General features: G+C 67.3%; 12 protein-coding genes. 6 read left to right on the top strand and 6 right to left on the bottom strand.

Annotated features, from left to right (window positions below; genetic code table 11):
* Together C2847_RS12680 and C2847_RS12675 are read right to left on the bottom strand one after the other, a co-directional pair.
* The coding region (locus C2847_RS12680; RefSeq protein ID WP_244187421.1) for a DUF4143 domain-containing protein at positions 1 to 533 on the bottom strand (533 nt) is incomplete at its 3' end.
* Positions 534 to 572: 39 nt separating this feature from the next.
* Positions 573 to 983, bottom strand: a complete 411-nt coding sequence (locus tag C2847_RS12675) for an AAA family ATPase (RefSeq protein ID WP_244187419.1) — start codon at positions 981 to 983, stop codon at positions 573 to 575.
* Positions 984 to 1057: 74 nt separating this feature from the next.
* Here C2847_RS12675 and C2847_RS12865 point away from each other — a divergent pair, with 74 nt between their 5' ends.
* On the top strand, positions 1058 to 3868 hold the full coding sequence (locus tag C2847_RS12865; protein WP_105318182.1) for an ankyrin repeat domain-containing protein: 2811 nt from the start codon (positions 1058 to 1060) through the stop codon (positions 3866 to 3868).
* A 95-nt stretch (positions 3869 to 3963) separates the two neighbouring features.
* Here C2847_RS12865 and C2847_RS12660 read toward each other — a convergent pair whose 3' ends face one another.
* From C2847_RS12660 to C2847_RS09835, 3 genes are all read right to left on the bottom strand, one after another.
* The gene (locus tag C2847_RS12660) at positions 3964 to 4638 is read right to left on the bottom strand and encodes a hypothetical protein (RefSeq protein ID WP_164835700.1); all 675 of its coding nucleotides are present in this window, start codon (positions 4636 to 4638) and stop codon (positions 3964 to 3966) included.
* A gap of 110 nt (positions 4639 to 4748) precedes the next feature.
* Positions 4749 to 5093 (bottom strand): DUF5615 family PIN-like protein, encoded by a 345-nt coding sequence (locus C2847_RS12335; protein ID WP_164835699.1) that lies wholly within the window; start codon positions 5091 to 5093, stop codon positions 4749 to 4751.
* On the bottom strand, positions 5090 to 5323 hold the full coding sequence (locus tag C2847_RS09835; protein WP_105318181.1) for a DUF433 domain-containing protein: 234 nt from the start codon (positions 5321 to 5323) through the stop codon (positions 5090 to 5092). The genes C2847_RS12335 and C2847_RS09835 overlap by 4 nt, the downstream gene beginning before the upstream one ends.
* 303 nt (positions 5324 to 5626) lie before the next feature.
* On the opposite strand from C2847_RS09835, the gene C2847_RS12655 reads away from it, so the two are divergent.
* Entirely contained in the window at positions 5627 to 5950 is a 324-nt protein-coding gene (locus tag C2847_RS12655; protein WP_244187424.1) for a hypothetical protein, read from the top strand.
* Between the two features lie 84 nt (positions 5951 to 6034).
* Here the strand turns inward: C2847_RS12655 and C2847_RS09820 are convergent, their stop codons facing one another.
* The gene (locus C2847_RS09820) at positions 6035 to 6805 is read right to left on the bottom strand and encodes a class II fructose-bisphosphate aldolase (protein WP_105318180.1); all 771 of its coding nucleotides are present in this window, start codon (positions 6803 to 6805) and stop codon (positions 6035 to 6037) included.
* Between the two features lie 116 nt (positions 6806 to 6921).
* On the opposite strand from C2847_RS09820, the gene C2847_RS09815 reads away from it, so the two are divergent.
* The 4 genes from C2847_RS09815 to C2847_RS09800 are packed head-to-tail and all read left to right on the top strand — an operon-like array spanning position 6922 to position 10242.
* Positions 6922 to 7626, top strand: coding sequence for a DeoR/GlpR family DNA-binding transcription regulator (locus tag C2847_RS09815; RefSeq protein WP_105318179.1), 705 nt, complete (start codon positions 6922 to 6924; stop codon positions 7624 to 7626).
* A gap of 2 nt (positions 7627 to 7628) precedes the next feature.
* Complete coding sequence (locus C2847_RS09810) at positions 7629 to 8525, top strand: SIS domain-containing protein (protein WP_105318178.1); 897 nt, start codon at positions 7629 to 7631, stop codon at positions 8523 to 8525.
* Complete coding sequence (locus C2847_RS12860; protein WP_105318177.1) at positions 8522 to 9385, top strand: 1-phosphofructokinase family hexose kinase; 864 nt, start codon at positions 8522 to 8524, stop codon at positions 9383 to 9385. Before C2847_RS09810 ends, C2847_RS12860 begins: the two co-directional genes overlap by 4 nt.
* A complete protein-coding gene (locus C2847_RS09800; RefSeq protein ID WP_105318176.1) occupies positions 9373 to 10242 on the top strand; it encodes a BadF/BadG/BcrA/BcrD ATPase family protein in 870 nt (289 codons plus the stop codon). The genes C2847_RS12860 and C2847_RS09800 overlap by 13 nt, the downstream gene beginning before the upstream one ends.
* Positions 10243 to 10244: the final 2 nt, after the last annotated feature.

Raw genomic sequence — 10244 nt, 5'->3', positions numbered from 1 at the left:
CGCTGGGGTAAGATGTGCGTGTCCTCTGCACCCTTCAAGGATACAAGACTTTTACGACAGCCTCTGAGAGCCTCGCGAAAGCCCCGGGAAGGTTTGGGGGTCAGGCTCCGTTTCACCTCCACCGCCCAGAGGACCCCTGAGGGCCAGGAGAGGAGAAGGTCCTCCTCTGCCCCTGCGTGGGTGCGGTAGAAGAAACCCTCCACCCCTTCAGGGGCCACCCGTAGGAGGTTCTCCAGGGCGAAGCCCTCCCAGCTCGCTCCCACCACGGGATGGCCCAGGAGGGCCTCCAGGTCCCCAAGACCCAAGAGGGCGTGGACCAGCCCGCTGTCCCGCAGGTAGAGCTTGGGGCTCTTCACCAAGCGCTTGCCCACATTGGCCTCGTAAGGGGGCAGTCGCCTCAGGAGGTAGAGGTCCACCAGGAGGTCCAGGTAGCGGGCCACGGTCCGCCCGTCCAGGCCCAAACTTCCCCACAGGCGGGAGAGGTTCAGGGTTTCCCCATGAAGGTGGGCCAGCATGGTGAGGAGACGGCGCACAACCCACCCAAAAGGGGGATTTCCCGCTCCACGTAGGCCCTAAGGAAGTCCCGCCGCCAGCGTAGGCTCGCCTCCTCCCCCCTGCCAGGAAGCTCTCGGGAAACCCCCCCGGAGCCAGAGGCGGTCCAGGGTTTGGGGGCCCACCTCCAGGGGGTCAAAGGGGGCGAGCTCCAAGTAGCTGGCCCGGCCTGCCAAGCTTTCCCCCGCCTGCCGGGAAACTTCTGGGAACACAGAACCCAAGAGCAGGTAGAGCCCTGCCCGTCTACCCTCCCGCCGGACCCGGTCCACCAGGCTGCGGAGGACGGGAAAGAGGTGGGGCATGCGGTGCACCTCGTCCAGGATGACGAGACGGTTCAAGTAGCCCTCTAGGTAGAGCTCGGCCTCGGCCAGCTTGGCCCGGTCCCGCTCAGACTCCAGGTCCAGGTAGAGGGCCCCCAGGCGCCGGCCCATTCATCCTGGCCCACAATCTGCGACGCATCGCCAATAAAATCGCTTAGGTAACAACTTGGGTTATCCTAAGATTCGTGCGGGTTTTACTCTACGAGGGCCTCGAGGTCCTGCCCCACTTGGAAAAGCGCCTGGAGCGGGTGCTGGAGGACTTGAGGGCAGACCGCCCCGAACGGGCGGAGGTAAAAAAGCTCTCCCCCACCCCCTACTTTCGGGCCAAGCTGAGCGAAAAAGACCGCCTCCTCCTCAAGCTAGTCCGAGCCAATGGGGAAGGGGCTTGGCTCGTCCTGGAGATCATCCCCAACCACGCCTACGAACGCTCCCGCTTCCTGCGGGGAGCGGCGGTGCGGGAGGAAGCCCTACGTCCCCTCCCTGAGGAGGTACGGGAAGCGGAGCCCGTGCGCCATTTGGAGGCGGGGGCCACCCGCTTCCACTATCTGGACAAGCCCCTTACCCTGGACGAAGCCCAGGAGGCCCTCCTCCGGCTACCTCCGCCCCTGGTCCTCCTGGGCGCCGCGGGCTCGGGGAAGACGGCCTTAGTCCTGGAAAGGCTCAAGCGGGAGGCGGGGAAGGTACTCTATGCTACACAAAGCCCCTTCCTGGCCCAGGAGGCCCGCCGCCTCTACTTCGCCCACGGCTATGAGAACCCTTACCAAGAGGTTGAGTTTCTCGCCTTCCGAGACTTCTTGGAAACCTTTGGGGTTCCAGAGGGCATGGAAGTGACCTTTCGCGATTTTCAGGCCTTCTTTGCCCCCTACCGCAAAGCCCTGGCCTTCACCCATGCCCACGCCGTCTTTGAGGAGTTCCGGGGAGTGCTCCTTGCCTCCCCGGAGGGCCCCCTTTCCCTGGAAGCCTACCTGGCCCTAGGGGTACGGCAGAGCCTCTACCCAAGGGAGCTTAGGTCCCAGGTCTACGAGGTTTTCCGCCGCTACCTGACCTTTTTGGAGGGGCGAGGGTTTTACGACCCCAGCCTCCTGGCCCATCGCTACCGCAGCCAGGTGGAGCCCCTTTACGACTTCCTGGCGGTGGACGAGGTGCAGGACCTCACCCTGGCCCAGCTGGATCTCCTCCTGAGGAGCCTCAAGACCCCTGGGCGTTTCCTCCTGGCGGGAGACAGCCACCAGATCGTCCACCCCAACTTCTTCTCTTGGGCGGCCCTGAAGACCTACTTCTTCCAGGAGGCAGAGCGGGGAGAGGAGGCCCTGGAGCGCATCCGGGTGTTGCGGGCCAACTTCCGCAATGCCCGCAAGGTAGCGGAGCTGGCCAACCGCCTCCTCCGGCTCAAGCAGGCCCGCTTCGGCTCCGTGGACCGGGAAAGCACCTACCTCTGTGAACCCAGGCTGGACCAGGAAGGCAAGGTAGTGCTCCTGCAGACCGAAACCCATCTCCTCAGGGACCTGGACGCCAGGAGCCAAAGGAGCGCAGAGGTGGCGGTCCTGGTCCTGCGAGAGGAGGACAAAGAGCGGGCGCGTGCCCAGTTCCGCACCCCCCTCCTCTTCTCCGTACGGGAGGCCAAGGGGCTGGAATACCCCAAGGTCATCCTCTATGGCTTCGTGGCTGCGGCCCCCGAGGCCTACCGGGAGGTAGCCCGCGGAGTGGACCCAGCTGACCTGGAGGGGGAGCTCGTCTTCCGCCGGGCCAAGGACAAGGCGGACAAGAGCCTGGAGGAGTACAAGTTCTTCACCAACGCCCTCTACGTGGCTCTCACCCGGGCCGTGGAGGAGGTGATCTGGGTGGAAGAGGACCCCGCCCACCCCTTCCTGCGGCTCCTGGGCCTCGAGGCTGGGCGGGAGTTCCGCCTGGAAGCCCGGCAGGCGAGCCGGGAGGAATGGAGCCGGGAGGCGACCCGCCTTGCCCAGCATGGCAACCTAGAGCAAGCGCAGGCCATCCGGGAGGCCTTCCTGGGAGCCAAGCCTGTGCCCTGGACGGTTTGGGATCGGAAACACCTGGAGGAAGTATTGAAAAGTCCTGCTAACCTCAAGGAAAAGGCTCGCAGGGAACTTCTGGACCTCGCCCTCTTCCACCGGAACCTCCCCCTCCTGCAGGCCCTGGCCCAAGCTGGCCACCGCCCGGCGCAGGAACTCCTCTCCCCCTGGTTTCTGGACCGGCCCCGTCCACCTTGGGAGGTGGCGGCAGAGACCACCGCCCGCCTCCTCCGCTCCTACGAGGGCAAGGGGTGGAAGGAAATCCTCTGGGACGTGCGCACCTTTGGCCCCGACTTCCGCATCCCCTCAGGAGCCACCCCCTTGATGCTGGCCGCCCGGGCGGGCAACCTCGAGCTGGTCCGTGCCCTTCTGGAAGCGGGGGCCAACCCGGAAGTCCGCGACCCTTTTGGCCAGACCCCCTTCCTCTACGCCCTCCTCCGGGCTCTCGAGGACCCTGGCTTCGCCCGCGGCCCCTTCCCCACCCTGGTGGAGCTCTTAGGTCCCACGGCAGTGGACCTTCAAGTGCCCGATGAAGGAGGCTCCCGTCTGGTGCGCCTCTACCCCAACAACCCCGAGTTCTGGGTCTTCCTGGCGGCCTTGGCCCTAGCCAAGGGCCTCCGGGCCAACTCCTACTTCAGCGAGAGGCCCCTGCCCTACAAGGGGCTTACCTCAGCTTACCTGGCAGAGGCCCTGGGCCACCTGCCTCCTGGCCTCCTCCCCCGCACCCTGGCGGCCAAAGAAGAGGAGGGGATGCGCCGCGCCTACCTGAATGGGGTCTTGGGAAGGAACGAGGCACAAAGCAGCTACCGCCCGGCCCGCAGGCTTTTCCTGCGGGTAGCTCGGGGTCACTACCTGCCCAACCCTCACCTGCGCCTGCGGGTGCGGGATGGAGAAGAAGAGGTTTGGAAGCCCTTACGGGAGGTGCTGGGGTACGGGCTTCTGGGTCTGGAAGAGCTTCTATAGCTCTGCCGGGCAATGACCAGGGAAGGTATAGGCATAAAGCCACCGGTAGCAGGGCCTATGCTAGGCCCAGGAAGCCTGTCCCGCAATGTTGCCATTTACCTCCCCCCTCCCCCCACTTCCTCTTGTTTTTTGTTGTGCTCATACCCTTTTACGCTGAACCCTTCGCCCCGGGCAACCAGTGGAAGAGGGTGTGCCTCCTGAGAAGCTCCCGGTCCCCCCGCAGCACCAACCACCGCCTCTCCACCACCGCCATCAGGGCTTCCAAGTCCGACGTGCCACCCCGCCCGGTCCAGGACCACCCACACCTCCCCTTCCTCCTCCCCAAGCCATCCCCGAAACTCCCGCAAGGCCCAGCTCATCACCCCCGTCTCCACCCCGTCCACCAGCAGGCTGAAAGCCTCCCCCGTCTCCGGCTCCACAAAGGTGCACAGGTAGAACCACCGGTACCGGTGCGCCACCACCGCCTTGGGCCTCCCCCCACGCCGCGCCCACCCCCCCCCTCCAGGGTCTAGGAAAAGCCCAAATACCTCTCCCGCTCTCCTCTCCGCCCGCCGGAGCCGGCCGAGGACCTCGGCCAGAAACTCCTCGAGGACGCGGTGCCCCTCCCGGGGCTCACTGGCAAAGAGGTCTCCCAGGATGCGGTCCTCCTCCTCCAGGGCCTCGAGGACCTCCCTCGCCCGCCCCAGGGCCACCAGGGCCATGCGGGTCTCTTCCCAAAGCCATAGGAGCTCTTCCTTCAGATCCTTGCGGGCCTCGGGGTCATAAAGCATGAGCCCAACCTACCGCCCCTTGCATCCCACCCCGTCCCGATCCCAACCAAACCCATGCCGGCCGGGAAGCGATGGGGGAATGCAGACCGTGGGATAAGCCTTGTCCCAGGTCATCGCCGTACCCGCAGCCTTTTGGCGTCCAATACGGAGAAAGCCCCCACCAGTTCCGCCCCATGCTCCCGAAGAGCCCAGGCCACCCGGTCCGCCTTCTCCAGAGGCAGCAAGCCCTCCAGGCGCAGGAGCAAAACCCCGGTACTGAGGAACCCCTGGAAGACCAGCTCGCCAAAGTCCTTGTCCGTGGTGAGGAGCAAAGCCCCCTCCTCCTGGGCCAGGGCCAGGACCTCGGGGTCTTTCATTCCCGGGTGCATCTCTGCCACGTAGAGGACTTCGTGTCCCTCCGCCCGGAGCGTCCCCACGATGGGGGCATCCACCCCTTCGTCCGCCAGGAGCCTCATGCCGCCTGCCCGGGGTAGGGGTAGGTCCGCTCCCTGCCCACCGCCTCCGCGGCGTAGAGGAGGGCCGCCCGCAGGCCCTCAGGAGTGAGCCGGGGGAGGGCCCTTAGGATCTCCTCCGGGGTCTCCCCCGCCGCCAGGCGGCGCAGGATCTCCTCCACGGTAATGCGGGTGCCCGCCACCACGGGCTTGCCGCCCATGACCTCGGGGTCCACCACGATTGCCCCTTCCATCCCCCTCATGGTAAGGCATGGGCAGGGAGACCCGCCCCCGGGCCACAGCCCGGCGGGACCTGAGGCGGTGGCTGCGGGAGGAAATAGATGGCCTAAGTGCCCGTGCACGAAGGGTGCTCCATTGGCAAAAGCAGAAGCAGCTTGCCCGTGGCCTCTTTGGGGCCCCCGTCGTGGCGCAAGCCACAACGGGGTACTTAGCGTCGGACGCTCTCCCCCTTCTCGTTGAGCCGGATCACCTCGGGGAGGGGCTTCCCCTGGGCCACCGCCTCGGGGAGCTTGCTCAACCGCTCCAAAACCCCAAACTTGACCGTTATACCCCTTTGGGGTAGGGTTCTCCTGGAGCTCCTGGAGCGCCTGGGGGCCGAGGGGCTGGCGGGGAGGGTGGTGGTGGATGCGGGCTTCCTGTACCCCGAGGTGGCCCGCGGGGTGCGGGCAAAGGGGGGGGAGTACCTTTTGGTCCTGAAGGGGAACCAGGGGGAGTTGCTGGGGTGGGTGCTGGCGGTGTTGCGGGCGCATCTGGTGTCGTGGCTGAACCGCGAGGGGGTTCGCCGGAAGAAAGTGGCTTTGGAGGCTTTCTCCTTCAACCCCGTGGCTGCTCTGCGGTTTCTGGGGCTCTATGCGGTATAGCGGTTAAGTCTGGTTCCCAAGCCCCGGGCAAGGGGTGGGTAGCAACTTGGGTTAGTATACCCGCGACGGGTACCCTCAGGTGCGTCAAGGCAACTCCCGGTAGAAGGTGGCAAGCCACTCCCCCATTTTCGCCCGTCCCTCCCCGAGGTAGTTTCTTGGGTCCGTACTGGTATCCATCTGTTGCCGCACCCCCTCAGTGAAGGCGTGGTAGGCAGCGGTGGCCACGTTCACCTTGGCCACGCCTAGGCGCACCGCCCGGCGGAGGTCCTCGAGGCGGGCACTGGACCCGCCGTGAAGCACCAAGGGCTTTCCTAGGGAACGGAGCTCCTCGAGGCGTTCCAGATGGAGGCGGTTTTGCTCCAGCGCCTTGTGCCGGGTGCCCAGGTTCACCACCAGCCAGTCCGCCCCCGAAAAGACGGCCAGCTGGGCCAGCTCCTCCACCCCCCGTTGCGTTTCCCGGCGCCCGCCCTTGCCCACCACCTCCAGCTCCACCTCCAGGGCCCTTGCGCCCGCCACCCTCCGGGCTTCCCGGAGGACCTTTTCGTCCTCCACTTCCAGCATGGCGGAGTCAAAGCCCAAGGCGTAGGCAGCCTCCAGATCCGCCAGGTCCTCGGCGTGGTCGTAGTGGAGGTACACGGGCACCCGGGCTTTGCGTCCCAAGATTCGCCCGATGGCGTAGAGCTCCTCAAGGCCCCCATAGCGGGCGGCGTTGTGGGAGACCATTAGGATGATGGGCTTCCCCACCCGCTCCGCCCCCCAGACGATGCCTTGGGCGGTCTCCAGGTTGACCATGTTCACCGCCAGGAGGGCCCTCCCCTGCCGGTGGGCCTGCGCCACCGCCTCCTTGACGTCCATAGGCCTCCATTCTAGGGCGTCTCCCCAAGTGGGCTTGGGTCAACCTGCCCGTTTCCTCACTTTTCGGGTAGAAGCCTGGGCCACCCCCCCCTGTCCTCCCCTAAGCTGGGGAACGAATGGCCGCGCGCTCCTTCAACCGCCAGGTCCTGGCCTACCTCGAGGCCGCCGGGGAGGCCAGGGTGGAGGAGATGGCCTCTGGGCTTGGGGTGGACCCCACCACCGTCAGGCGGGCCCTTCGCCGCCTGAGCCAGATGGGCCTGGTGGAGCGGGCCTGGGGGGGTGCCCGGCTTTTCCAGGCGGTGAGGTACGTGGGAGAGATGGCCAGGAACCAGGAGAACGGGCGGGCGGCCAAGCAGGCCATCGCCGCCAAGGCCGCGGCCCTAGTCAGGCCCGACGCCCGCATAGGCATCTCCGGGGGCACCACCTGCACCCATCTGGCCCGGCTCCTGCGGAACAAGCCCGTGGAGGTCTACACCAATGCGGTGAACATCGCGGTGGAGCTCTTCTCCTACCCCAAGACCAGGGTGCTTGTCCTCCCCGGGGAGCTGAACCTCTTCTCCTACGAGCTGGTGGGCCCGGAGGCGGTGGCCTTCGCCGAGCGCCTGGAGGGACTGGACCTGCTCTTCGTGGGGGCAAGCGCCATCACCCCCGAGGGCTTCTTCATGCGAAACGGGCCGGAGGCGGAGGTGGCCCGGGCGCTCAAGCGCAAGGCCAAGGAGGTTTACGTGCTGGCGGATACCAGCAAGTGGGGCCAGCAGCCGATGGCCAGGGGCTTTTTTGCCGCCCTGAACGAGGTCACGGGGTGGATCAAGGAGGATTGACCATGGGCATGTTGGAAGAGATCAAGGCAAGCGGCGAAGGCTGGGCGCAGGCGGTGGAGGCGGGGAGTGCCTGCGCCTGGCCCTGGGAGGGAACCCTCTTCCTGGGCTCGGGCTCCAGCTATTACTTGGCGCGCATTGCCGCCTGGCTGGCCCGGACCCAAGGCCACCAGGCCCAGGCCCTCCCCTCGGGGGAGGCCCTCCTTCACCCCCAGGTAGCAGCAGGAGCCCGGCACCTGGTGGGCATCTCCCGCTCCGGCCAGACCACGGAGCTCCTGAGGGCGGTTCAAGCCCTAAGGCTCCCTGCTTTCCTCCTCACCACCCGGGATCCCGGAGAGAGAGCAGGCTTTGTCCAGCGGGTGGTGCTGGACCGGGCGCGGGAAGAGGCCATCGTGCAGACCCGCTCCTTCACCAGCGCCCTGGTCTTCTTCCTCACCGCCTTCTTGGGAAAGGGGGCCACTGCGGGCCTTCCCAGGCGCTTTGCTGAGGCGGAAGGAAAGCTTTGGGAGGCCGCCCTCTCCTGGCCCAGGGCTAAGCGGTACTTCGTCCTGGGCACCGGGCCCGCCTGGGGCCTGGCCCAGGAAGTGGCCCTTAAGCTGAAGGAGACCGCCTTGGTCCAGGTGGAGGCCTTCCACACCCTGGAGTTCCGCCACGGCCCCATGAGCATGGTGGACGAGGAGGCGGCGGTCTTCCTCCTCTTGCCCATGGAGGATGGCGGCCTGGAACGTGCGGTGGGCCAGGAGATGGCCACCCTGGGGGCCAAGGTGGTGGAGGTGGCCTACCGCTTGCCCGAGATGCCCCTGGCCCTGGTGCCCTTCCAGTTCCTGGCCTACCAGCTGGCGAAGGAACGGGGACTAGACCCCGAAAGGCCCCGGAACCTTACCTACGCGGTGCAGTTATGATTGTTGCCCTCACCCCCTGCCCCTGCCTGGACCGGGCCCTGGAGGTGGAGGAGCTACGCCCGGGGGCCTTGCACCGCCCCAAAGTGGTGTACGAACGGGCAGGTGGCAAGGGCCTGAACCTGGCGCGGGCGGTGGGGCGCCTAGGGGGTGAGGCGGTGGCCGTGGCCCCCTTGGGGGGATGGGCGGGGGCTCGGCTTCGCCGCTTGGCCCGCCAGGAGAGGCTTCCCCTCCTGGGCGTTTCCGGGCCGCCCAACCGGCTTTGCCATATCCTCTTGCACCCTGGGGGTCCCACAGAGCTCTACGAGCGTTGTCCGGGCCCAGGGGGTTCAGTCCTAAGGCGCATGGCGAGGGTGCTCCCCAAGGGCCTAAGGGTGCTCTCGGGCAACCTACCCAGCGGGGTGGAGCCCCTCGAGGCCCTCCGGCTCCTAGGGCCCTTCGCCGTGGACTCCTCCTCGGCCTTCGCCGCGGCCCTGCAGGCGGGGGTGGGCCTGGTGAAGCCCAACCGGGCGGAGCTGGCCGCCCTGCGCCCAGGCGACCCCTTGGAGGCCGCCCAGGGCCTCTTTCGGGAAACGGGGGTGCGGATCCTGGCCTCCTTGGGGGAGGAGGGGGTGGTGTACGCAGGACCGGAGGGGCTCCTTTGGGCCCGGGGGCCCAGGCGGGAGGGCAACCCCGTGGGCTCGGGGGACACCCTCCTGGGGGCTTTTCTCCTGGGGCTGGAGCGGGGCGAGCCCATCCCCCAGGCCCTGGCCCTGGCGGTGGCCGCGGGCACGGCCAACGTGGGGCGCGGGGGTGGGGATGTGGACCCACAGGAGGTGGCGGCCCTAATCCGGGGCGTGGAGGTACGGGCATGGCCTTCGTAGGGGTGGACGGGGGTGGTACCAAGACCAAGGTGGTGGCTTTGGACGGGGAAGGCCACCTAGTGCACGAACGGGTGTATCCCACCAGCTACCTGCCTGCGGTGGGGGAAGCGGGGTTTAGGCGGCTTTTCCAGACCATCCGGGACGAGCTGCCGGAACCCGTGGAAGGGGCGGTCTTGGGGCTTGGGGGGTACGGGGAGGTTTCGCCTTGGGACGAGGCCTACCTGCGCCTGGCCGGGGAGGCCTTTGGGGAAAGGGTCCACCTCCTCAACGATGTGGAGCTGGCCTGGTGGGCCGCTTTTGACGGGGAAGATGGGGTGGTGGTCATCGCCGGAACGGGCTCCATGGCCTACGGCAGAGGGCCTAAGGGAAGCGGACGGGCAGGCGGGTACGGGCCGCTCTTCGGGGACGAGGGGAGCGCTTACTGGATCGGCCTCGAGGCCCTCCGCCTGGCCAGCAAGGCCCAAGACGGGCGCACACCCCCCTCAGCCCTCACCGCCCTCCCCAGGGTCTATGGCCAGAAAAGCCTTCTAGAGCTCCTAGGCTTTTTGCAGGCGGAGGCGGACCTCCTGCGGCAGCGGGTGGCTGCCTTGGCGGAGGAGGTGGACCGCCTGGCAGGGCGGGACTGGGGGGCCCAGGATGTCCTCTCCCGGGCGGCGGGAGAACTCCACCTCCTGGGGAGCACCCTGGCCTACCGGGTGGGCGCGGACCGGGTGGCCCCCATGGGCGGGGTGTTCCGGAGCGCCTTGGTGCAGGAGGCTTTCACCCGGCGCATGGAAAGGGACGGCTTCGCCGTGGTGGCCCCCAGGGAGGAGGCAGCCTTAGCCGCGGCGCGGATGGCGGCAAGGAGGTTCGGATAGGC

The organism is Thermus tenuipuniceus (assembly GCF_002964845.1).
Taxonomy (GTDB): domain Bacteria; phylum Deinococcota; class Deinococci; order Deinococcales; family Thermaceae; genus Thermus; species Thermus tenuipuniceus.
Note: the sequence above shows the minus strand (reverse complement) of the source record. Positions and strands in the feature narration are given on the sequence as shown.